Origin of the sequence: Muribacter muris, from assembly GCF_004569585.1 — a bacterium.
GTDB classification, from domain to species: domain Bacteria; phylum Pseudomonadota; class Gammaproteobacteria; order Enterobacterales; family Pasteurellaceae; genus Muribacter; species Muribacter muris.
Genome location: NZ_SPPA01000016.1, coordinates 46,368 through 68,235 on the forward strand (window position 1 = coordinate 46,368; position 21,868 = coordinate 68,235).

At 43.3% G+C, this 21,868-nt stretch carries 21 protein-coding genes and 1 pseudogene; 14 read left to right on the forward strand and 8 right to left on the reverse strand.

Annotated features, from left to right (window positions below):
• Nucleotides 1–149: 149 nt before the first annotated feature.
• The 5 genes and pseudogenes from E4T80_RS07970 to E4T80_RS07990 all read left to right on the forward strand — a co-directional run bounded on the left by E4T80_RS07970 (nt 150) and on the right by E4T80_RS07990 (nt 5,182).
• Nucleotides 150–1,206: pseudogene (locus E4T80_RS07970) on the forward strand (ABC transporter ATP-binding protein).
• Nucleotides 1,203–2,072: an ABC transporter permease gene (locus E4T80_RS07975; RefSeq protein WP_135057044.1), complete on the forward strand. Its 870-nt coding sequence runs from the start codon at nt 1,203–1,205 to the stop codon at nt 2,070–2,072. The pseudogene E4T80_RS07970 and the gene E4T80_RS07975 overlap by 4 nt, the downstream one beginning before the upstream one ends.
• Nucleotides 2,069–2,914: an ABC transporter permease gene (locus E4T80_RS07980; RefSeq protein ID WP_135057047.1), complete on the forward strand. Its 846-nt coding sequence runs from the start codon at nt 2,069–2,071 to the stop codon at nt 2,912–2,914. The genes E4T80_RS07975 and E4T80_RS07980 overlap by 4 nt, the downstream gene beginning before the upstream one ends.
• A 19-nt stretch (nt 2,915–2,933) precedes the next feature.
• Nucleotides 2,934–4,019 (forward strand): ABC transporter substrate-binding protein, encoded by a 1,086-nt coding sequence (locus E4T80_RS07985; RefSeq protein ID WP_135057050.1) that lies wholly within the window; start codon nt 2,934–2,936, stop codon nt 4,017–4,019.
• Nucleotides 4,020–4,081: 62 nt separating this feature from the next.
• On the forward strand, nt 4,082–5,182 hold the full coding sequence (locus E4T80_RS07990) for an ROK family protein (RefSeq protein WP_135057052.1): 1,101 nt from the start codon (nt 4,082–4,084) through the stop codon (nt 5,180–5,182).
• 28 nt (nt 5,183–5,210) lie between these two features.
• On the opposite strand, the gene dapE is transcribed toward E4T80_RS07990, so the two are convergent.
• The 7 genes from dapE to erpA form a co-directional block, all read right to left on the reverse strand.
• Nucleotides 5,211–6,338 (reverse strand): succinyl-diaminopimelate desuccinylase, encoded by a 1,128-nt coding sequence (gene dapE / locus E4T80_RS07995; RefSeq protein WP_135057103.1) that lies wholly within the window; start codon nt 6,336–6,338, stop codon nt 5,211–5,213.
• 140 nt (nt 6,339–6,478) lie between these two features.
• Entirely contained in the window at nt 6,479–7,711 is a 1,233-nt protein-coding gene (serA, locus tag E4T80_RS08000; RefSeq protein ID WP_135057054.1) for a phosphoglycerate dehydrogenase, read from the reverse strand.
• Between the two features lie 94 nt (nt 7,712–7,805).
• A complete protein-coding gene (gene rpiA / locus E4T80_RS08005; RefSeq protein ID WP_135057056.1) occupies nt 7,806–8,465 on the reverse strand; it encodes a ribose-5-phosphate isomerase RpiA in 660 nt (219 codons plus the stop codon).
• 106 nt (nt 8,466–8,571) lie between these two features.
• Nucleotides 8,572–9,312: a twin-arginine translocase subunit TatC gene (gene tatC / locus E4T80_RS08010; protein WP_135057058.1), complete on the reverse strand. Its 741-nt coding sequence runs from the start codon at nt 9,310–9,312 to the stop codon at nt 8,572–8,574.
• Complete coding sequence (tatB, locus tag E4T80_RS08015) at nt 9,312–9,860, reverse strand: Sec-independent protein translocase protein TatB (RefSeq protein ID WP_135057060.1); 549 nt, start codon at nt 9,858–9,860, stop codon at nt 9,312–9,314. Before tatB ends, tatC begins: the two co-directional genes overlap by 1 nt.
• A gap of 3 nt (nt 9,861–9,863) precedes the next feature.
• Nucleotides 9,864–10,088, reverse strand: coding sequence for a Sec-independent protein translocase subunit TatA (gene tatA, locus E4T80_RS08020; protein ID WP_135057062.1), 225 nt, complete (start codon nt 10,086–10,088; stop codon nt 9,864–9,866).
• A gap of 312 nt (nt 10,089–10,400) precedes the next feature.
• Entirely contained in the window at nt 10,401–10,742 is a 342-nt protein-coding gene (gene erpA, locus E4T80_RS08025; protein ID WP_135057106.1) for an iron-sulfur cluster insertion protein ErpA, read from the reverse strand.
• 150 nt (nt 10,743–10,892) lie between these two features.
• Here erpA and E4T80_RS08030 point away from each other — a divergent pair, with 150 nt between their 5' ends.
• Genes E4T80_RS08030 through neuC form a run of 4 tightly spaced genes read left to right on the forward strand, consistent with a single transcriptional unit; the run spans nt 10,893 to nt 15,004 of the window.
• Complete coding sequence (locus E4T80_RS08030; RefSeq protein ID WP_135057064.1) at nt 10,893–11,522, forward strand: acetyltransferase; 630 nt, start codon at nt 10,893–10,895, stop codon at nt 11,520–11,522.
• Complete coding sequence (neuB, locus tag E4T80_RS08035; RefSeq protein ID WP_135057066.1) at nt 11,523–12,563, forward strand: N-acetylneuraminate synthase; 1,041 nt, start codon at nt 11,523–11,525, stop codon at nt 12,561–12,563.
• A 15-nt stretch (nt 12,564–12,578) separates the two neighbouring features.
• Nucleotides 12,579–13,844: a cytidylyltransferase domain-containing protein gene (locus tag E4T80_RS08040; protein WP_135057069.1), complete on the forward strand. Its 1,266-nt coding sequence runs from the start codon at nt 12,579–12,581 to the stop codon at nt 13,842–13,844.
• The gene (neuC, locus tag E4T80_RS08045) at nt 13,844–15,004 is read left to right on the forward strand and encodes a UDP-N-acetylglucosamine 2-epimerase (RefSeq protein WP_135057071.1); all 1,161 of its coding nucleotides are present in this window, start codon (nt 13,844–13,846) and stop codon (nt 15,002–15,004) included. Before E4T80_RS08040 ends, neuC begins: the two co-directional genes overlap by 1 nt.
• Before the next feature lie 160 nt (nt 15,005–15,164).
• On the opposite strand, the gene E4T80_RS08050 is transcribed toward neuC, so the two are convergent.
• Nucleotides 15,165–15,992 carry a DUF5718 family protein gene (locus E4T80_RS08050; RefSeq protein WP_135057074.1) on the reverse strand — a complete coding sequence of 276 codons (828 nt, stop codon included), beginning with the start codon at nt 15,990–15,992 and terminating at the stop codon, nt 15,165–15,167.
• A 153-nt stretch (nt 15,993–16,145) separates the two neighbouring features.
• Here E4T80_RS08050 and E4T80_RS12795 point away from each other — a divergent pair, with 153 nt between their 5' ends.
• Genes E4T80_RS12795 through E4T80_RS08070 form a run of 5 tightly spaced genes read left to right on the forward strand, consistent with a single transcriptional unit; the run spans nt 16,146 to nt 21,667 of the window.
• Nucleotides 16,146–16,310, forward strand: coding sequence for a hypothetical protein (locus E4T80_RS12795; RefSeq protein ID WP_167740710.1), 165 nt, complete (start codon nt 16,146–16,148; stop codon nt 16,308–16,310).
• Nucleotides 16,300–16,938: a DNA methyltransferase gene (locus E4T80_RS08055; protein WP_135057077.1), complete on the forward strand. Its 639-nt coding sequence runs from the start codon at nt 16,300–16,302 to the stop codon at nt 16,936–16,938. Before E4T80_RS12795 ends, E4T80_RS08055 begins: the two co-directional genes overlap by 11 nt.
• Nucleotides 16,922–18,448: an Eco57I restriction-modification methylase domain-containing protein gene (locus tag E4T80_RS08060; RefSeq protein WP_135057080.1), complete on the forward strand. Its 1,527-nt coding sequence runs from the start codon at nt 16,922–16,924 to the stop codon at nt 18,446–18,448. The genes E4T80_RS08055 and E4T80_RS08060 overlap by 17 nt, the downstream gene beginning before the upstream one ends.
• Nucleotides 18,441–19,106 carry a hypothetical protein gene (locus tag E4T80_RS08065; protein WP_135057083.1) on the forward strand — a complete coding sequence of 222 codons (666 nt, stop codon included), beginning with the start codon at nt 18,441–18,443 and terminating at the stop codon, nt 19,104–19,106. The genes E4T80_RS08060 and E4T80_RS08065 overlap by 8 nt, the downstream gene beginning before the upstream one ends.
• A gap of 50 nt (nt 19,107–19,156) precedes the next feature.
• On the forward strand, nt 19,157–21,667 hold the full coding sequence (locus E4T80_RS08070) for a GIY-YIG nuclease family protein (protein WP_135057086.1): 2,511 nt from the start codon (nt 19,157–19,159) through the stop codon (nt 21,665–21,667).
• The last annotated feature ends 201 nt before the right edge of the window (nt 21,668–21,868 follow it).

Here is a 21,868-nt window from a genome sequence, read left to right on the forward strand (position 1 = left end):
GTCATAAAAGTCCGCTATTTTTAGCACAAGTTTGTGAACTTTATCACAAAATGCAAATAAATAGAGTTTATATATTAAATTCTATTGAGGTGTCGTATATAGTTTAAACATTTCAATCAATATGCCATTTAACGTCGAGGAGGTTCGCAATGGCAAAACTGGAAATCAAAAATGTTACCAAGAAATTTGGCGATTTTTATGCGGCAAAAAATATCTCGTTTACGGCAGAAGAGGGAGAATTTGTTACCTTGCTTGGGCCAAGTGGTTGTGGCAAAACCTCGTTGCTTAAATTGATAGCCGGTTTTTATCAGGCGGATGAAGGCGAGGTATTGATCGGAGATAAAAATGTTAATTTTGTTCCGCCTGAAAAGCGCAATACTGCAATGTGCTTTCAATCTTATGCACTTTTTCCGCATTTGAATGTTTCGCACAATATCTGTTATGGGTTACAACAAAAGAAAATTGAAAAAGCCGAACAAGCGGGACGTTTGAATACCGCATTAAAGCAGATGGATTTGGAAAACCATAAACTGAAAATGCCGAATCAGCTTTCCGGCGGTCAGCAACAACGGGTCGCTCTAGCCAGAGCAATGGTTACACGGCTGGATGTCATTTTATTTGATGAGCCGCTTTCCAACCTTGATGCAAAATTGCGTGAAAGTGTCCGCTTTGAAATCAAGCAATTATCTCATCAATATAATTTAACCAGCATCTATGTAACGCACGATCAAGCGGAAGCCCTAGCTATGTCCGATAAAATTATTGTGCTCAATAAAGGCAGTATTGAGCAGATCGGCACACCCCAACAAATCTACCACCAACCGATCAACCGCTTTGTTGCCGATTTTATCGGCATCGCCAATATTTTCGAAGCGCAGGTTAAGCCGATCGGTGAAAGGATCTACCAAGTACGTTCTTTATTAGGTGAGTTTCACGTTGAATCGCCACGCCCGCCGTTAGCAGAACGTATTTATGTCTGTTTCCGCCCCGAAGATGCACTACTTGCACAAGCGCATACAGACGAAAACACATTTACGGTGGAAGTGAAGCAAACAGCGTTTATGGGGAGCTTAACCGAAATCCAAGCGGTTATCCCTCAATACCCTGAGAAAATACTGCGTTTGCAACTGACGAAATTCCCCGAACTCCCAACAGATAACCTTTACCCTTGCCCGCAATGCCATTCACTTTTTGGAGGCAGTATGAAAAACGTTCGCCTGGATCTCAAAGCGTGGCTCTTGTTAATACCTGGTTTAGGCACAATTTTGCTGCTAATGGGCTCGACTTTTTATATCGTTGTCCTACAAAGTGTCGGATTGTATAACATCTTTGGTGATGAAAACGCTTTTACTTTACACCATTGGCAAGCGGTGCTTTCCGATGACATTTTTCAAAAATCGCTCGGCTATTCCGTGAAAGTGGCCTTGCTCGGTGCGATATTGTCTATTATTGTCGCCTATCCGATAGCAATGTGGTTGCGTAAACCGATTCCCGCGAAAGTCGCAGTTATTACGATTTTGCGCGCACCAATGCTTGTCCCCGGCTTAGTCGCTGCGTTCTTATTAGTCAATATCATCTCCTACCACGGTATCCTCAATGAATTATTCGTCTTTTTAGGTATTTGGAAGCAACCCCATACGTTACAGAATGATGATTTTGGCTGGGGCGTGATTGTGTTGCAAATGTGGAAAAATATTCCCTTCGCACTGATTTTAATTGGCGGTGCGGTCAATTCCCTAAAGTCCGATCTGTTTGATGCCGCCGCTAATCTCGGCTCAACCCCGTGGCAACGTTTCCGTTATGTGGTATTTCCTTTAAGTCTGGGCGCTGTTCAAGTCTCCTTTATTCTGATTTTTATCGGCGCACTGGGGGATTTTGCGTTTTACAGTATTGCCGGCCCAAGAGATACCTATTCTCTCGCCCGCTTAATGCAGATGACGGCATATCAATTTGAGGAATGGAATCAAAGTGCGGTAATGGCAATGATGATTATGCTGACATCCGCTTGCTTTACCGTGTTAATTTCGGTGCTGATCCGACCGCTTGCAACGAAAAGAGGAGAGATACAATGAATACAACCATCGCCACCAAAAACGGTCGGCTTATCGGCAAAATTGCGATCATCTTTTTTCTTATCGCCAATACGATTTGGCTATTTATTCCTTTTCTAATGGCTGGACTATGGTCGTTTGTTGATCCGAAAGCACCTTGGAGTTACCCCGATATGCTGCCGCCTTCGCTCTCCCTTGAGCGTTGGGTCAATGTATGGCAACAAACCTCTTTGCCGGAAGCGATGCTCAATAGTTATACCATTGCACCGGTGGTTGCATTGATTGCCATTTTATTGGCCATTCCCACCGCTTATGCGTTCGGCAGAATGCAATTTAGAGGGAAAAAAGTGGCAGAGCTACTTACTCTCATTCCCCTTGTTATTCCGGGAATGATTATTGCCCTGTTTTTTAGCCAAATGCTGTTATCGCTGAATATTACAACGCCTTTTATCGGCATTGTGATTGGGCATACGGTAATGGCGCTACCTTATGCTATCCGGATTTTATCCGCCGGATTTAGTGCGGTTCCCCAAGATTTAATTGATGCCAGCCGTGATCTCGGTGCGTCCAAACTCACCACCTTCAAAGATGTGTATTTACCGATGTTAAAACCTAGCTTTTTGGCTGCCATTATTTTTTGTTTAGTCAAAAGTTTGGAGGAATTTGCGATCGCCTTTGTCATCGGATCACCGGATTTTATTACTGTTCCGACGATCTTATATTCTTTCTTGGGCTATTCCTTCATTCGCCCAAACGCTGCCGTTGTTTCACTGATTTTGATGATTCCTAACATTATTTTAATGATGATTATCGAAAAATTACTGAAAGGTAATTATCTCTCTCAATCCACAGGCAAAGCCTAATGACTTATAGGAGCATATTATGCGTAAACTTAATACCCTCATCGGATTTAGCACCGCTTGCGCAACGGTATTTTTTACCGGTAGCGTACAAGCAAACGACTTGAGTCAAAAAGCGTGGGCAGATATTGAAGCCCAAGCAAAGCAAGAAGGGCAAGTGGTCGTCAGCATTTGGTATTTGCAACCGCAATTCCGTACTTTCGTTAAAACCTTTGAGCAACAGTACGGAATTAGCGTTAAAATTCCGGAAGGGACATCGGAAGGTAATATTAACAAATTGCTTGCCGAGAAAACGTTAGAGAAAGGGAAAATGGATGTTATCGCCATTGGTGCAGATGCTTACCCGACCGTACAAAAAAGCGATGTATTAGCCGATTTAAGCCGGTTACCAAATTTCTCAACCGCAAACCACTTTTTACAAGGCGTTGAGTTAGGCACACAAGCGGTCGGGTTTTGGGGAAATCAAACCGGTTTTGCATACGATCCGCTACGCTTAACAGAGGAACAACTGCCACAAAGTTGGCAGGAAATGCAAGCCTACCTTGAAAAACAGCCTCGCAAATTCGGCTATGCTGATCCAAACGGCGGTGCATCCGGTAAAGCCTTTATTGAACGGGCATTGATTTATATCAGCGGAGATTATGATTATCAGCACCAAGAATTTAATCAAGCACAAACCGAAAAATGGCAAGCCACTTGGGACTGGTTCGCACAGCACAAAGAGAAGATGACCCGAACATCTTCCAACGCAGACAGTTTAACCCGTTTAAATGACGGAGAGTTAGATTTAGTGTCTGCGTGGCAAGATCACCTGTTTAGTTTGCAAAAACAAGGTGCAATTACCCCTCGTCTCAAATTTTATATACCGAAATTCGGTATGCCTGGCGGTGGAAATGTATTAGGTATTGCAAAAAATAGTCGTCATCCGGCCGCTTCCTTGCTGTTTGTGAATTGGATTGTCTCACATCAGGTGCAACAAAATCTGCATCAAGCCTTCGGCGTACGTCCGCTAGACAACCAAGTCGGAAAGGCTGACGTACTATTTTTCCCTGCCCATTGGGGCAAAAATGCAATGGCAACGTTTACTAAAGAGGTTGTTGCAAAATAATCGGTTGATCAAATAGGGCAATAAAGGCTACGATAAGTAGCCTTTATTTTCCCAATATGATTATGTCATCAAATAACCCGATTTTATCCTTAAATGCCAGTGAACGCCTACTGCTACGCCTTATTCGTCAGCATTCTCCTTCTCGAGCCATATTAAGCCAGCTATCAGGGCTGACACCGGGGGCAATCACTCAATATTGCCGAAAATTGCTGTTTTTAGGACTGATTAAAGAAAATGAAAAAGCGGTTAAAAAGCGGGGGCAGACCTCCTATCATTTAACCTTAAACCCAACCGCTTGTTGTTCTATCGGCGTTACCTTTCTAAGCGAAGCATTTCACCTTTCCTTAGTCGATTTTTGTGGTAATAAACTTGCGAGTGAATGCCATACCTATCAAACAAAAACGGATTTAGATCGCTTATTTAGTCAAATCAAAAGTGCAATCAAGCGGTTACTTGAGAAGAAATTCTTGCAAGAAGCCCGTATTCTTGGTATTGGATTTTCCGTTTCCGGTTACTTATTATCGGATAGTTCCCGCTCATCGCCTTGGTTTCCTTTGTTGCAAAATCAACCCCATTTGGCGGATAAATTGACCCAGTATTTAGGGTATCCGTGCAGGATTGAAAATAATATCAATACCATTGCTATCGGCGAGTATTATTCGGGTGCGTGGCGGGAAAACGATGATCTTATCGTCATCAGCCTTGATTTTGGGATTGGTGCAGGTGTCATTTCACAAGGTAAGTTCATTCAAGGCGGCTTTGGCAATGCTGGTGAAGTGGGAATGTTATTCAGTTACGAGCAACCCCGTCCAAGTTGGAATGATTTAGTCAAAAGCCTCGGTAAAGAGAATATAACCGAGGCGGACATTTTAGCACGATTTGACGAGCAAGATCCGATGCTCCATCATTGGCTGGATCGTGCAAAACCGCAGGTGCTTTCATTAGTCATTTCGGCAATCGCTTGGCTTGATCCAAAAGTGATCGTTATTACCGGAATGCTGCCTAGACCCCTTATTGATCATATTGCGACATATATCCGGCATTCCTCGTATTTCAGCCAAACGGAACGACCCCTTGCACAGTTGGATACCACCCAAATCGGCATTGAAAATATTGCCTTGGGGGCGGCGATCTTACCAATTTACTTTTTATTGAATGAATAGTGATGATGGGGCGAAAATCGCCCCTTTTCTATAACAATTTAGTCAGAATACGGTGGTAAATGTCGCCGCATTTGGCTAGATCGTGAATATCAACACATTCATTGACTTTATGAATGGTGCGGTTTAGCGGGCCGAACTCGACCACTTCTGCGCCCATTTGCGCAATAAAACGCCCGTCCGATGTGCCGCCGCCGGTTTCTAATGCTGGGGTAATCGACGTAATCTCTTGTACGGCAGCAACGGCGGCTTCCACCAATTTACCTTGTGCGGTGAGAAACGGTTTGCCCGATAACTGCCAGTGAATACGGTAACGTAAACCGTGCTGTTCAAGCAGTTCCGCTACTGTTGCTTGAATGATTTGGTCGTCCACTTCGGTAGAATAACGCAGGTTAAACTGCACATAAAGCTCGCCGGGGATCACGTTATTTGAGCCTGTTCCCGCCTGAATGTTGGCAATTTGCAGGCTGGTCGGTGGGAAATAGGCGTTGCCTTGATCCCACTGATAAGCGGTGAGCGCCTGTAAAAATGGCAAGGCTCTATGTACCGGATTATCCGCCAAATGCGGATAAGCAACGTGCCCTTGTACCCCTTCAATATAGAGTGTCGCCGTGATAGACCCCCGCCGCCCGTTTTTAATCACATCACCGAGCTGCCGGGTGCTGGAAGGCTCGCCGACCACGCAATAATCAATTCTTTCGCCCCGTGCCATTAGGGTTTCAACCACTTTGACTGTGCCGTCTTTTGCTGCGGCTTCTTCGTCTGAGGTAATCAGCAAGCCGATTTTGCCGTGATGATCGGGGTTTTGGCGGACAAAGTGTTCGGCAGCCACCACCATTGCGGCAAGCGAACCTTTCATATCCGCCGTCCCCCGTCCGTAGAGATGCTCGCCGTCAAGGTGTGCGGCAAACGGTGGGTATTGCCACTGGCTTTCATCGCCAGCGGGTACAACATCGGTATGACCGGCAAAGGCAATGCAAGGGCTGCCCGTGCCGTGGGTTGCCCATAAATTCAGGGTGTCGTCAAACGGCAGCCACTCCAGTTGAAAACCAAGAGTTTGTAACCGCTCGGCAATAATGTGTTGGCAGCCTTGATCATCAGGACTAATAGACGGTCGTTGAATCAGCTGCCGTGCCAATTCGATAATCTGTATTTGCATTTTTCCCTCAACAAGCGGTGGGTTCGCCGTGATTTTTTGTAAAATCATGCATAGGTGGATTTTGCAAAAAACAAGCCGAAACCGACCGCTTGGCAAAACGATTTCCAAGATAAAAATGCCGATTTACTCGTCATTTCCGATTAGTAAAGTACCCGTGCTTTGATTGTGCCGTCAATCTCTTTCAAGCGAGCGAGGGCTTCGTTGGTATTTTCAAGTTCGACATCAATCACCACATAGCCGATAGTCGGATCGGTTTGCAAGAATTGTGCGGCAATATTCACGTTGAGATCCACAAACACTTGGTTGATTTTGTTCAGAATCCCCGGACGATTTTCGTGAATATGCAATAAACGTGTCGCACCGGCGTGTTCCGGCAGCGATACTTCAGGGAAATTCACTGCCGATAACGTTGAGCCGTTGTCAGAATATTTGACAAATTTGCTCGACACTTCCGTGCCGATATTCGCTTGTGCTTCGGAGGTTGAACCGCCGATATGTGGGGTTAAAATCACATTATCAAATTTGCGCAATGGCGATTCAAACGGATCGCTGGCGGAGGCGGGCTCTTCAGGGAACACATCTAACGCTGCCCCCCGTAATTTGCCGGCATCTAACGCCGCCGCTAGTGCGTCAATATCCACCACAGTACCGCGTGCAGCGTTAATCAATACGGCATCGTCTTTTAATTGGGCAATGCGTTCGGCATTGATGAGGTTTTTCGTTGAAGCATTTTCCGGCACGTGCAGGGAAATCGCATCGCAACTGCCGAGGAGTTCCTCAAGGCTGGCAACTTGTTGAGCATTGCCGAGCGGCAGTTTATTTTCAATATCATAAAAATAGACCTGCATACCAATGGATTCGGCAATAATGCTCAACTGCGAACCGATATGCCCGTAGCCGATAATGCCTAATTTTTTGCCGCGCACCTCGTTTGAGCCGGCGGCGGATTTATTCCAGATACCGCGATGCACTTCGGCATTGGCTTTCGGCACTTGACGCATCAACAGAATAATTTCCGCCAGCACCAATTCCGCAACGGAGCGGGTGTTGGAGAACGGGGCGTTAAACACCGGAATCCCACGCCGTTTTGCCGCCTCTAAATTCACCTGATTTGTGCCGATACAGAAGCAGCCAATCGCCACCAGTTTAGACGCTTTTGCAATCACCTCTTCGGTTAAGAAGGTACGGGAGCGGATCCCGACAAAATGCGCATCTTTGATAGCGTTAATTAAATCTTCACCGTCCAAGGCTTTTTTGTGATATTCAATATTGGTGTAGCCGGCGGCTTTCAGCACCTCGATCGCATTTTGATGCACGCCTTCCAAAAGGAGAAATTTAATTTTAGATTTATCGAGAGAAATTTTTGCTGTCATATCAAATCCTGTTGTGTTTGAGAGAAAAAACAAGCGGGCGGATTGTCAGCATTTTTTGCAAAAAAATCGCAGAATCTCGCCGCTTGCGTTATTGTTATTCGAGAATTTTCGCCCCTTCTGGCGTGCCGACAATCGTTACATTGGCATAACGTTGGGCAAAGATACCGTTCGTTACCACCCCGGCAATATTGTTAATGGTATGCTCGATTTTGAGCGGCTCAAGGATTTTAAAGTTATACACATCTAAAATCACATTGCCGTTATCGGTAACCACATTTTCACGATATTCCGGCGAACCGCCTAACGCCACTAATTGACGGGCGACATAAGAACGTGCCATCGGGATCACTTCAACAGGCAGGGCAAAGGTTGAACCTAGCACGTCCACTTGCTTGGAGCTATCCACAATACAGATGAATTTTTTCGCCAGCGAGCTGACAATTTTTTCACGGGTGAGTGCAGCACCGCCGCCTTTAATCATATAACCTTGCGGGGTGATTTCGTCCGCACCGTCAATATACACATCAAGGCTCGACACCTCGTTGGCGTTAAACACCTCAATGCCTTGTTTTCTCAACAATTCTTCCGAATGTTTTGAGGCTGCCACCGCCCCTTTGATCTGATCCCGCATTGAGCCTAATGCTTCAATAAAGCAGTTTACCGTTGAACCGCTTCCCACCCCGACAATCGTATCGGGTTGCACAAATTTCAGCGCCGCTTGAGCGGCAATTTTTTTCATTTCGAGTTGAGTCATAATTTCCCCTTGAGCAAACGATTGCGTAAAATTCTAAAGGATTTTTGAATAAAAACAAGCGGCGGGATTCTTGTCAATTTTGACAGCAATCCCACCGCTTGATCGATTAGCCCGCAGCTTCTTCGTTTTCTTTTGGCGTATAAAAGCGGGACACCAGCAGACCGATTTCAAATAACAGACACATCGGCACGGCAAGCAGCGTTTGTGAGAAGATGTCCGGCGGTGTGAGCAACATTCCAATCACAAAGGCGGCAACAATAATGTAGGGGCGTTTTGCCCGCAAATCCGCAGGGGTTGTGATCCCAGACCAGCAGAGCAGTATAATCGCAACCGGCACTTCAAAACAGATACCGAATGCGAGAAAAATGGTCAGAATAAAATCAAGATAGCTGTTGATGTCGGTTGCCATTACCACGCCTTCCGGTGCGGTACTGGTTAAAAAGCCGAAAATCAGCGGGAATACCACGTAATAGGCAAAAGCAACCCCGATATAAAATAAGACGGTGCTTGACACTAATAACGGATAAACCAACCGCTTTTCGTGCTTATATAATGCGGGAGCGACAAACGCCCAAATCTGATACAGAATAAAGGGGACGGATAAAAATACTGCAACCACGGCAGTGAGTTTAATCGGGGTAAAAAACGGTGTAACCACATTGGTCGCAATCATTGTTGCCCCTGCCGGCAATCTTTCCGTCAGCGGATTAGCCAACAACGTATAAATATCATTTGCCCAATATACCAACGCACAAAAGACAACTAAAACGCAAATAACTGCTTTCAATAAACGGTTACGCAGTTCGACTAAATGGGTAATTAGAGGTTGAGATGTATCCACAGACATTATGCGTTATCCTGTTTTGTCGGCGGGGATTGAGCCAAATCGTCATCGGGCGGATAGTAGGCACTGAGATTCTCTTCATCGGCTTCTGCTTGCTCTGCGATTTCCGCCGGCGAAAGCTGGGTATCCGCAAGCGGTAACTTATGCTCTTCGGTTTGCAAAGTTGCCTCCGCTTGCAACGTTTGGCTCTCTTGCTCAATATTACGTTGAATTTCCATAACCCGATCATCGGTCAGCGCTTGAATTTCACCTTTAGCATCGGCTAAATCCTCCTGCATTTTTTGAGCAGATTCTTTTAACTCTGCAACGGTTTTACTCAATTCCGGCGAGAGCTGGCTTAAATTCAACTCTTCGGCTTTTTTGATACTCTCTTGCAGTTCCTGCAACTTCAGCTCTTGTGCCAACTCATTTTGTACATTTGCCGCCAAGCCCCGAATAGTACGAACCCAGCCCATTACGGTTCGGATCGCTACCGGCAAACGTTGCGGACCAAGCACCACCAAGCCCACAATAAATACCAAAACCAGCTCGGAAAAACCTATATCAAACACGAATTATGCCTGCTCTTTCTCTTTGGTTTTTTGCTCTGTTGTATCGGTTTGTTTTTGCTCAACTTTTTCAAATTCAGCATCTTTGGCTTTGTCATCGCTCATCGCCTTTTTAAAGCCTTTGACCGACTCGCCTAAATCCGCCCCTAAGGTACGTAATTTTTTCGTTCCGAAAAGTAAAACAATAATTGCAACCACAATCAAAAGTTGCCAAATGCTGATACCGCCCATAATGCGTCCTCTCTATTAAAATAAAAATTGCCTAAATTATACGAGTTTTCATCATCGAAAACACTACATTTGCACCAATAATTTCACAATTTAGCCGAATAGAAAAGAAGTTATTCTCCAAATTGTGTTTGAGATCACAAAAATTGCTCCAGTTTGGGTATAAATTCAGTGTTTTTTATCTCTATAAGCGAGAGAATATTGAAAAAATAAAAGGGCTGATGTTTTAAAAGCCCAAAGTAGCCCTTTTATATGTGGAATGGATTTCGATGAGAGAAAAGTAAGATATAAGTTCTCTTTTATGCTAAATTTTTCTCAGATACTGAAAGACGAGCCGCAGCCACAGGTTGAGCTGGCATTCGGGTTATTGACAATAAAGCGAGAGCCTTCAAGCCCTTCGATGTAATCGACTGTGCCGCCGATCAAATATTGTAAACTCATCGGATCGACCACTAAGCCGACGTTTTGGTTTTCAATGGTTAAATCGCCTTCATTCACTTGATCGTCAAAGGTAAAACCGTATTGGAAGCCGCTGCAACCACCACCGGTGATATATACCCGCAAACGCAGATTCGGGTTATCTTCCCCTTCAATGAGGCTTTTGACTTTATTTGCCGCCGCATCGGTAAAAATTAAAGGGATATTCATTTCACTCATTTCTTGTCCCATATCAAACTTTTTAAAAATGTCGGTATTATCTACTAATTGTTTTGTTTGGGCAATGGGGAAAAATCTAGGTTGAGGGGCTACTTTCCAGCATTGCTTTCGATTAAAATAATTCACTCCATTTGTAGCGTTGGAGCAACAATGAAAAAGCAAGTTATTTTTATCGGCGCAGGCGGCTATGCAAAATCGGTGTTGGATTCGTTAGATCCCGAGCAATTTGAGTTTTGCGGGTTTATTGATAATTTTAAGCCGGTCGGGACATTGCATTTGGGGTTTCCGATTTTAGCGGATACGATCGAGCACTTTAATGAGCGGGCGCATTACCACTATTTTATTAGTATCGGTAATAATACGCATCGGTTGGATAAATTTTTAACCCTGCAAAAATACGGTTGTTCGCTCATCAATGTGATCGATAGTAGTGCGGTGGTATCCCGTTTTGCTTCGCTCGGTACGGGCGTTTTTGTCGGGAAAATGGCGATTATCAATAGTGGCGTTACGGTCGGAGATAATGTGATTGTGAATACCAAAGCCTTGATTGAGCACGGTTGCCAAGTGGGTAATCACAGCAATATTTCTACAAATACGACACTAAACGGCGATGTGATTGTCGAAGATTATTGTTTTGTTGGCAGTTCATCTGTCGTCACCGGTCAGTTGCGGGTTGGTGAAAGTGCGATTGTGGGGGCTGGTGCGGTTGTGATTCGGAATGTCGAACCGAGAACGGTAGTTGCCGGCGTACCGGCAAAATTGATTAAGGAAATGAAATAAATGTCAAAGGTGTTTATTGTAGCGGAGATCGGCTGTAATCATAACGGCGATCCGCAATTAGCGAAAAAAATGGTGGACGTTGCCAAAGCGTGCGGCGTAGATGCGGTGAAATTTCAAACCTTCAAAGCGGATAAATTGATTTCAAAATACGCACCGAAAGCGGAATATCAAAAAGTTACAACCGGCACAGCGGATAGCCAGTTGGAGATGACTCGCAAATTAGAGTTGCCGTATGAGGAATTTATCCAGTTAGAAGCCTATGCCCGTTCGCTTGGGCTGGCGGTGTTTTCCACACCGTTTGATTTTGAATCCATAGATTTTTTAGCCGCTCAACAACAAAAAGTGTGGAAAATTCCGTCCGGTGAACTCACCAATTTACCCTATTTGGAGAAAATTGCCCGCTTGCCGATCGCCGATAAAACTATTGTGATTTCAACGGGAATGGCTACGATTGAGGAAATCAACGCTGCTCTCAAGGTGTTGGAAGATAACGGGGTGGCAAAACAAGCGATCACAATTTTGCACTGCAATACCGAGTACCCGACGCCGTACGAAGATGTCAATCTCAATGCGTTTCATCACTTAAAGCGTGAGTTTGGCGAGTATTGCCTCGGCTTTTCCGATCACTCAGCCGGTTATTTTGCCGGTATTGCCGCCGTGCCGTACGGTATTACCTTTATTGAAAAGCATTTTACCCTCGACAAAAATTTTGAGGGGCCGGATCATAAAGCCTCTGTTACGCCTGACGAGTTGAAACTATTGTGCGAAGGTATTCGGGCGGTGGAAAAAGCCCTTGGGTCAGCGGAAAAATTGGTTACCGCCTCCGAAGCAAAAAATAAAATTGTGGCACGCAAATCGATTATTGCCGCTCGCCCGATTAAAAAGGGGGAGATGTTTACTACCGAAAATCTGACGACTAAACGTCCCGGCAACGGCATTAGCCCGATGTATTGGTATGACATATTAGGGAAAGCGGCGGAGCAGGATTTTGAAGAAGATCAACTGATTCAAGACAGCCGTTTTGACAATCAACTGGTTTAACAAGCGGTCGGCACAATGAAAAAAATTGCAATTATTACCGCACGGTCAGGCTCGAAAGGGCTGCCGAATAAAAATGTACTGTTGGTTAATGGGAAGCCTTTGATGGCTTATTCAATTGAAGCGGCAATTGAATCGGCGATGTTCGACAAAATTATCGTCAGTACCGACTCGCAGGAATATATCGACCTGCTTTTCCATTACCCGATAGACTTTATCAAACGTGCCGAGCATCTTGCCGGCGATAAAGCCAGCTCGTTTGTGGTGATTGAAGATGTATTGCAACAGTATCACGCCCTCGCGTTTGACTACTTTATGTTGTTACAACCGACTTCACCGCTGCGTACGGCAACCCATATTCGTGAAGCCTGTGAGAAATTTGAGCAGAACAGCGAACGGTTCGATTTTTTGGTGTCGGTATCCGATGCCCATAAACCGACCACTCTCACCCGTGTGATTGAGGAAGACGAAACACTCAAGCATTTTCAACTGGATTATTCCAATTATGCCCGCCAACAATATCACCCAGAATACTCCCCGAACGGTGCAATATTTGTGGCAAAACCGACCGCTTACCTGCGTCAAAAACACTTTTATGGGGAAAAATGTTTGGCGTACTTTATGGATAAAGCAGTGTCGGTGGACATTGACGATCGGCTAGATTTCGACTATTTCTACTTTCTGATTCAGCAACAGCATAAAGAAGCACTGTTGTTGGAAAATATCCGTAAAGAGATTCACTACAAACAGGCATCTTTTCATCAGCCGAGCGATATCACCTTTATCGGACATTCCCAACTGGCACAGTGGTATATTGAAAGTCTGAATGGTCAAACCGTCAATAACTTGGCGATTTCCGGCATTACCGCCACTCAATATCGGGAATTGATTTTGCAAAATAACACACCGGCACTGGCTGACACGGTGGTGATTTGGCTTGGTATCAACGATTTAAGACGAGCAGGAGCAACCCTTGAAAATGCCGTGCAAGCGGTATCTGTGCTGGTGGAGCGGGTTAAACAGCTCAACCCAAATGCGCCCCTTTACTGCTTGGAATGTTTGAAAACCGTGTTCCGAGTGGATTGCGATAATCGCTTGATCAGTGAATTTAACCACCAAATTCAGCCAAAGTTGGCGGCATTGGGGGCAAACTTTGTCCCGTTGAATTGCGCTTTTGAAGACGGCTACGGCAAATTAAATCCGCAATACAGTAATGACGGCTTACATCTAAATTCACAAGGCTATGCCTTACTACAGCAGATGTTGGAAAAGGTGATTAAATAATGAAAAAAGTCGCATATATTACCGGTTCACGGGCAGAATACGGCATTGTTAAGCGTTTACTGAAACGGTTGGCGGATGATCCGAGCATTAATTTTTCATTGGTGGTAACTGCAATGCACCTTGATGCACAATACGGGCATACCGTTGATCAAATTGAGCGGGACGGCTTTGCCATTGCTGTGCGTATTCCGATGACTCTCGACAGCCAAAATAACCAAACTATTTTAGCCTCAATGGCAGAGTGTTTGGCAAAATTCGGGACGCATTTCCAGCAATCCTCCTATGATGCTGTGATTGTATTGGGCGATCGTTACGAAATGTTGGCGGTCGCGATTGCCTCTGCGATGCACAATATACCGTTAGTACATCTGCACGGCGGGGAGCAAACCTTAGGGAATTACGATGAATTTATCCGACATTCCATTACTAAAATGGCAAAATTGCATTTAACTGCCACTGAAAGCTATCGTCAGCGAGTGATCCAACTAGGCGAGCCGCCGGAGACGGTTAAAAATGTCGGATCATTAGGGGCAGAAAACAGCCTGATGCTCGACCTACCGAGTAAAACCGCCCTGATGGCACAACTAGGCATACCGGATCAGCCGTATTTTTTGGTGGTATTTCACCCCGAAACGCTCAATGCCCAACCGGTTTTGGCGCAGGTCGAAGCGCTCTTAGCGGCATTGGATCAGTTTAAAGATCGTTATCGGTTCGTGTTTATCGGTTCAAATGCGGATACCCATTCTGACCAAATTTTCCAGCGTTTTCATCACTATACCCAAACCAACGGTTTTGCCTTTTTCACCTCGGTTAAACCGGAGCAATATTTAGCATTGATTAAATATTCTCAAGGGCTGATTGGTAACAGTTCGTCCGGTTTGCTGGAAGCCCCGTCCTGCCAAGTGGGGACGGTCAATATCGGTAATCGCCAACAAGGGCGGGTACGGGGCGAAAGTGTTATTGATGTTGCCACAGATACTCAAGGGATTATTCAAGGGATTGAAACCTTGTTATCTGCCGAGTTTCAGCAACGGCTACCACAAATGGTTAATCCGTATTACCAAGCCAATGCGATGAAAAAAGCATTTGAAGCGATTAAAGCCTTTTTGGACGATCCGAAGAAAGATCAACCGAAGGGGTTTTATGATCTTCCTTTTTAAGCAATACAAGCGGTCGATTAGCGGTTATTTTCTGCATAAAATAGAGTGCCTATGGTATTTCTAGATGTTGGACGCACCTAGTGCGTCCCTAGAACAGAAATTCAAGTATGTGCCACTACCGCATAATATCAAGAAATTTGCTCTAACCGACTGCCTGCGATTAGATTACCTTCTGCACTAACGCAGAAATATCCGCTGCAAATTGTTCCTGTTCCGCCATTTCAACGATTTGTTGGTGGGAATAAGTTTTCCCATTATAAACCGCTACAATACTGGTATCGCCGATTTGTAGGAAGTTATGCTCACCGAAATCGGTATAACGGGTTGCCCCAATGCTGATTACTGCTTTGGTCGGATAGTCAGCTTGCTTGAGCATTGCAGCGATATGGTTCATCGGACCTTCGTCCTGCTGATTGTTCATTCGATCCACAATCCAATCCAATAATTTTTGATGAAAATAGCTATACCCAACCGCAGGGCTGTCGATACCGTACTCATTCAATACGCCGTTGCGTTTGTGGAAACAGGCGATATGGTAATCGTCTAAGATACCGCCGGCGGTAAACTGATCGAGAGTGATCCAAGTAGGCGAAATGCCTTTCGATTTTTCGCCCCAATTCTTTTTCTCACAAATTTTGCGTGCATTCGGACGGCGGATTGAGCAGTCATTATAAGCAGCAAAATGGGTTGGCTTTAATGCGATAACTTGCTGATTTTCATACTGAATATCGCAAATCAGCGCAATTTCCGGCTCAATTTGAAGGTTATCCGCATCATTGGGAAAACGGATTTCCTCATTGGAAAGTGGATAAGTGGATAGAAATTGATAATCGCCAAGCTGCTCGCTCGGCACATAAAACGGAAAAATCGCTTTCGGCTGCACTGCCTCAATGGTTTTGACCTGTAAGAAATCTGCCGCTTCGCCTGCTTGTTCCAAATGTCCAGCAAAATTACCCGCTACGCCTAAACCGATAAATGTGGTATTCATTGTGTTCTCCTCTTTGCAAAAAACGGGTGAAATTCTACCGCTTGCATCACAAAAAATCATCAAAAATGATCCCATTCTCTATCTTGATAAACAGAAAAGAACTATTTAGAATGCCAATCCTATTTGATTTGACAACGTTAGAAGGACGTTATAATGATTAACGCACGCACGCACGCACGCACGCACGCACGCACGCACGCACGCACGCACGCACGCACGCACGCACGCACGCACGCACGCACGCACGCACGCACGCACGCACTTAGCCTAATTTCCCTTCCTTTTTCGGCTTGCAAGGAGCTCTCCTATGCAAGTTAAATCCAAACAGCGAGTTGCCGACTTCGGCGAGGTTTACACCAACGAGCGTGAAGTTAATGCAATGATCGACTTGGTTGCAGACCAAGCCAGCAATCCCGAAAAACGCTTTTTAGAACCTGCGTGTGGCACGGGTAATTTTTTGGTGGAAATTCTTCGCCGTAAACTCACTGCGATTGCTCAACAGCATAAAAAAGTCCAATACGATTACGAACTTAACGCCATCATTGCCGTAGGCAGTTTGTACGGCATTGAGCTGTTGCCTGATAATGTGAATGAATGCCGTAAACGGCTATTGGATCTTTTTAGCCAACATTACCAAGCCCAATTTCCCAAAAGCTATAAAGCGGAATGTATTCGTTCCGCTCAGTTTATTTTGCAACACAACATTTTGTGTGGTGATGCCCTTTCACTGAAAACTCAAACAGGACAACCCATTATTTTTAGCCAATGGTCGAACCCGACAGGTAGTCAAATCAAACGGCAGGAATTTGTTTACCGTGATTTAGTGGACAACCTGAGCGATCTTCCCCTCTTTTCCGATAACGGCGAACCCGTGTTTATCCCAGAACCCATCAAAGATTATCCCTTTATCAATTTTTTGGAGCTAGGCAATGACAGATCTTTCTAATGTAAATTACAACCCTGATGTTTTAAATTGTTTGGCGAATTTATCCAATGATGAGGTCTTTACGCCGCCGGAGATTGTCAATCAAATGCTTGATTGCTTGCCTGAAAGTTTGTGGTGCGATCCCAATGCGAAATTTCTTGATCCTGTGTGTAAATCGGGCGTGTTTTTGCGGGAAATCGCCAAACGGCTGATTGACGGGTTGGAAGATCAAATTCCCGATTTGCAAACCCGCTTAAATCATATTTTTACCCAACAGCTCTACGGCATAGCGATTACCGAACTGACCGCACTTTTATCCCGCCGTAGCCTTTATTGCTCGAAAAATGCGAACAGCCAATATTCGATTTGTACTGAGTTTGAGAGTGAAGAAGGGCATATTTTTAAACCGAAGAGCGAACATACTTGGGCAGATCGTAAATGTGTGGAATGTGGCGCAAGCCAAGAAGTTTACGACCGTATCACAATGGAAAATCACGCCTATGCGTTTATTCACGAGAAAGCCAGACAGGAGTTGGAATTAGACAAGATGAGATTTGATGTGATTATCGGCAACCCGCCGTATCAGTTAGGTGATGGTGGTGCAGGAGCGAGTGCAGCCCCGATTTATCATAAATTTATCCAACAAGCGAAAAAACTAAAGCCTAATTATCTAATAATGATTGTGCCGTCCCGCTGGTTTGCCGGCGGCAAAGGATTGGACGATTTCCGTGATGAAATGCTCAACGATAAACGAATTAAAGAAATTCACGATTTTCCAAATGCATCCGATTGTTTTCCGGGGGTAGAAATTAAAGGTGGGGTAAATTATTTTCTTTGGGAAAACTCCTATGAAGGGGAGTGTTTGGTAACAACCTATGAAAATAAAAAGATCATTTCTCAAATGAAAAGACCGTTAAAAGAACAAGGATTAGATATATTTATTCGTTATAACGAAAGCATTTCTATTTTAAGAAAAGTATTAGCCTTTAAAGAAAAAAGTTTTAGTGAGTTAGTGAGTTCTAGAAAACCGTTTGGATTGGCAACGAATATTAAAGGAAAGCCGACTCTATATATAGATACTAAAGGAAATATTACTTTATATCAAAATAAAGAAGTAGCTTATTTTGATCGTAAGAATATTTTTATAAATAACCATTGGATTGATAAGTATAAGGTTTTAGTTCCGAAGGCAATAGGTTCAGGAGATAGCAAAGTGGATTACATAAAACCAATTCTTGCAATGCCAAGATCGGCTTGTACTGAAACTTATTTGGTGATAGGTCCTTTTGATGATAAGAAAATTTGTGAAAATGTAATGACATATATTAATACTAGATTTTTTCACTTTTTATTAACACTAAAGAAAAATACTCAAGATGCACCCAAAAGAGTATATGAATTTATTCCAATGCAAGATTTTTCAAAATCGTGGAATGATAAAGAACTTTACGAAAAATATGGATTAAGCAAAGATGAAATTAAATATATTGAAGAAATGGTGTTACCGAATAAGGAGTTGGGAAATGGCTAAACCTTGTTACTTAAAAACTCGTAATGTTACTTTTAAAACGAAAAAGGCATTTAAGGAACATTTACAATCTATCTTGCATAAAGCAAAGAGTTCTGAAGATAAGAGAGTTAGTGATCCTGATGATATTCAAGATCTTATCGATTATTTGGAAAACTACCATAATGATAGAGAAATACTTTCTGATGAATACAATTTAGAAAATTGCGAATTTTATGTTGATAAATCCCCTGATTTTGGAGAATGTTTATGGCTTGCAGATAAAGATAATAAAGAAAAATGCAGGCATTTTAGTGTGACAAAATTTGGTAATCCATCTACACCATTACAAAACTTAGTTGAATGCTTGGGATTCTTGATTATAAATATAAAAAGAGATTTTAGAAAAAAATTAGCAAAAGAAGAAGCTAAGGAGTTTGATGAGTATAATTTATGGCATAAATCTCCAACAAGAAAAGAGATTGTTTTGGAGTTTGTTCAATTAAATAATTTGATAAGTGAATTAGATAAAATTGTATCACCTAATGGGCTAAATAATAATGTTCCATTTTTAATGCCAGAATATGAATATTTGGAAGAAAAGTTTATTAATTTCTATATAGAAAAGAAAGGATCGGAACAGCTTAAATATGAATTAAAAAGAGTAAAAACAAATCAATAATTTATAAGCAGTAACTTTCTTCTAAACTTTTGTAAAACTGGAATATTAAAATGAACGATCAACAACCTAATACTAATCAAAAATTTTTTAATGAATTTAATCCACCCAAAATCTATGCTTATTCCGATAGTAGATTTCCAAATTGTTTAAAAGTGGGCTATACCACAAGGCAAAAAGCCGAACAGCGTGTACGGGAGCAATACCCGACTAAAACGCCGGAGCAGACGTGGAAAATTGAGCTGGAAGAATATGCTGTGCGGGAGAATGGCACGCTATTTCGTGATTTCGATGTGCATAAGGCATTGAAAGCAATGGGCGTTCGTCAAGTGAATGGCGAATGGTTTGAATGCGATGTGCAAGCGGTGCAGGCAGCGTTGATTTCTGTAAAAAAAGGCATTCGTAATCGGGAAAAACGCACGCTCTCCTTTGGTATGCGACCTGAGCAGGCTCAAGCAGTAAACCAAACGGCACATTATTTTCAGAGCTTCAAACAAGATGCTGTCAATCACGGCAAAGCCCCCCGTTTTTTATGGAATGCTAAAATGCGATTTGGCAAAACCTTTGCCACCTACCAACTTGCCAAGAAAATGGGTTGGCAGAAAGTGTTGATTTTAACTTTTAAGCCGGCGGTGCAAGATGCGTGGCAGGAAGATTTAAGCAATCATACGGATTTTGAGGGGTGGCAATTCTTTGCCAAAGATAGCGATTTGCAAAATATCGACCCAAACCGACCGCTTGTCTGTTTTGGCTCATTCCAAGATTATTTGGGTAAAACCAAATCGGGGGCGATTAAGCCGAAAAATGCGTGGGTACACGAAACGAATTGGGATTGTGTGGTATTTGACGAATATCACTACGGGGCGTGGCGGGAAAATGCGAAAGATTTATTTGACGGCGAAGAGGATAAAAAAGAACAAGAGTATGCAGAAAGCTGTGATTTAAAAGAGTTTGATGAGGATTTACTCCCGATTACAACGCATCATTATTTGTATCTTTCCGGCACGCCGTTTCGGGCAATTTCGTCCGGTGAATTTATTGAAGAGCAAATTTTCAACTGGACGTATTCCGATGAACAAAAAGCGAAAATTAACTGGCAAGCAGTGCAGGGCAGAAATCCTTATTTATCGTTACCTAAAATGGTGATGATGACCTATCAATTACCCGATTCTCTAAGAGATATTGCCCGAAAGGGGGAATTTAACGAGTTTGATCTCAATCTCTTTTTTGAAGCAAAAGGCAGTGGCGAAAAGGCGCAATTTACCTATAAAAATGAGGTACAAAAATGGTTGGATTTTATTCAGAATAAATTGCCTGAATTGGCAGTTGATACGCTCAAAATGAGAACAAGACCACAAGATAAGCCGCCAATGCCCTTTTCCGATGCTTATTTATTAGGGAATTTATTGCATACTTTTTGGTTTTTGCCGAACGTGGCAAGCTGCTATGCAATGCGGAATTTATTAAATGAGAAACAAAATCAGTTTTTCCATCAGTATAAGATTATCGTTGCTGCAGGGGCAGAAGCAGGGATTGGGTTAGACGTATTGCCCCCTGTGCAAAATGCGATGACGAAGAACCCGCTTGCAACCAAAACGATAACCCTTTCGTGTGGGAAATTGACTACGGGTGTATCTGTGCCGCCGTGGACAGGGATTTTAATGCTGCGCAATGCCTCTAGTCCCGAAACCTATTTCCAAGCGGCGTTCCGAGTGCAAACCCCTTGGGTATTGCGGGGCTATGACGATAATGATCCCAATAATGAAGAAATTCTGAAACAGCAATGTTATGTGTTTGATTTTGCACCGGATAGAGCATTACGCCAAATCGCCGAGTACAGTTGCCGGTTAGATACGGTGAATACCAATCCGGAACAAAAAGTGGCGGAGTTCATTCATTTCTTACCAGTATTGGCTTATGACGGCAGCTCAATGAAACAAATTGATGCTTCGGGCGTATTAGATATTGCAATGAGTGGTACCACTGCAACGTTATTAGCCCGCCGTTGGGAAAGTGCATTGTTGGTGAATGTAGATAATGATACGCTAGAACGGCTAAGAAAAAATGAAACGGCAATGGCTGCGTTGAATAAAGTGGAGGGATTCCGTTCGTTAAATAATGATATTGAAACGATCATCAACAAATCCGAAGCAGTCAAGAAAACAAAGAAAGAAAAAGGCGAAAATCTTACAGCCGCAGAGAAAAAAGAGCTTTCTGAGCAAGAGAAAGAATACAAATCACTGCGTAAACAGATTCAAGAAAAATTGATTAAATTTGCTACTCGCATTCCGGTGTTTATGTATTTGACAGATTATCGGGAACATTGTTTGCGAGATGTAATTACCCAGCTTGAACCGAGACTCTTTAATAAAGTAACGGGGCTGACACAAAAAGACTTTGAACTTTTGGTAAATTTGAACATTTTTAACGAGAGCTTGATGAATGATGCGGTATATAAATTTAAGCGTTATGAGGATTCAAGCCTAGAATACACTAAACGGAGCGATAAAGTGGGTTTATACAGTACAGTGATCGATCGCAAAGATATGGAACATTATAGCTGATTAGCAAAATCTCACCGCTTGCAGACTAAAATAGTGACTATTTGAATGTGTTTTCAGCAAGCGGTGCGATTTTCCGATTTTTTTGCGGTTTTTTCTCAAAAACCGCTTGCATTGGTTTTGGATTTCTCTATAATGCACACCACACAACGACGCACTGTTGTGAAGAAGTTAAAATTACGGTGCGTCGTTCTTTTTTGCTCT

Excerpts from the sequence above, each read along its gene's own strand:
- E4T80_RS07975 (WP_135057044.1), top strand. The coding sequence starts at position 1,203 with ATGAAAAACGTTCGCCTGGATCTCAAAGCGTGGCTCTTGTTAATACCT.
- E4T80_RS07980 (WP_135057047.1), top strand. The coding sequence starts at position 2,069 with ATGAATACAACCATCGCCACCAAAAACGGTCGGCTTATCGGCAAAATT.
- E4T80_RS07985 (WP_135057050.1), top strand. The coding sequence starts at position 2,934 with ATGCGTAAACTTAATACCCTCATCGGATTTAGCACCGCTTGCGCAACG.
- E4T80_RS07990 (WP_135057052.1), top strand. The coding sequence starts at position 4,082 with ATGTCATCAAATAACCCGATTTTATCCTTAAATGCCAGTGAACGCCTA.
- dapE (WP_135057103.1), bottom strand. The coding sequence starts at position 6,338 with ATGCAAATACAGATTATCGAATTGGCACGGCAGCTGATTCAACGACCG.
- serA (WP_135057054.1), bottom strand. The coding sequence starts at position 7,711 with ATGACAGCAAAAATTTCTCTCGATAAATCTAAAATTAAATTTCTCCTT.
- rpiA (WP_135057056.1), bottom strand. The coding sequence starts at position 8,465 with ATGACTCAACTCGAAATGAAAAAAATTGCCGCTCAAGCGGCGCTGAAA.
- tatC (WP_135057058.1), bottom strand. The coding sequence starts at position 9,312 with ATGTCTGTGGATACATCTCAACCTCTAATTACCCATTTAGTCGAACTG.
- tatA (WP_135057062.1), bottom strand. The coding sequence starts at position 10,088 with ATGGGCGGTATCAGCATTTGGCAACTTTTGATTGTGGTTGCAATTATT.
- erpA (WP_135057106.1), bottom strand. The coding sequence starts at position 10,742 with ATGAGTGAAATGAATATCCCTTTAATTTTTACCGATGCGGCGGCAAAT.
- E4T80_RS08030 (WP_135057064.1), top strand. The coding sequence starts at position 10,893 with ATGAAAAAGCAAGTTATTTTTATCGGCGCAGGCGGCTATGCAAAATCG.
- neuB (WP_135057066.1), top strand. The coding sequence starts at position 11,523 with ATGTCAAAGGTGTTTATTGTAGCGGAGATCGGCTGTAATCATAACGGC.
- E4T80_RS08040 (WP_135057069.1), top strand. The coding sequence starts at position 12,579 with ATGAAAAAAATTGCAATTATTACCGCACGGTCAGGCTCGAAAGGGCTG.
- neuC (WP_135057071.1), top strand. The coding sequence starts at position 13,844 with ATGAAAAAAGTCGCATATATTACCGGTTCACGGGCAGAATACGGCATT.
- E4T80_RS08050 (WP_135057074.1), bottom strand. The coding sequence starts at position 15,992 with ATGAATACCACATTTATCGGTTTAGGCGTAGCGGGTAATTTTGCTGGA.
- E4T80_RS12795 (WP_167740710.1), top strand. The coding sequence starts at position 16,146 with ATGATTAACGCACGCACGCACGCACGCACGCACGCACGCACGCACGCA.
- E4T80_RS08055 (WP_135057077.1), top strand. The coding sequence starts at position 16,300 with ATGCAAGTTAAATCCAAACAGCGAGTTGCCGACTTCGGCGAGGTTTAC.
- E4T80_RS08060 (WP_135057080.1), top strand. The coding sequence starts at position 16,922 with ATGACAGATCTTTCTAATGTAAATTACAACCCTGATGTTTTAAATTGT.
- E4T80_RS08065 (WP_135057083.1), top strand. The coding sequence starts at position 18,441 with ATGGCTAAACCTTGTTACTTAAAAACTCGTAATGTTACTTTTAAAACG.
- E4T80_RS08070 (WP_135057086.1), top strand. The coding sequence starts at position 19,157 with ATGAACGATCAACAACCTAATACTAATCAAAAATTTTTTAATGAATTT.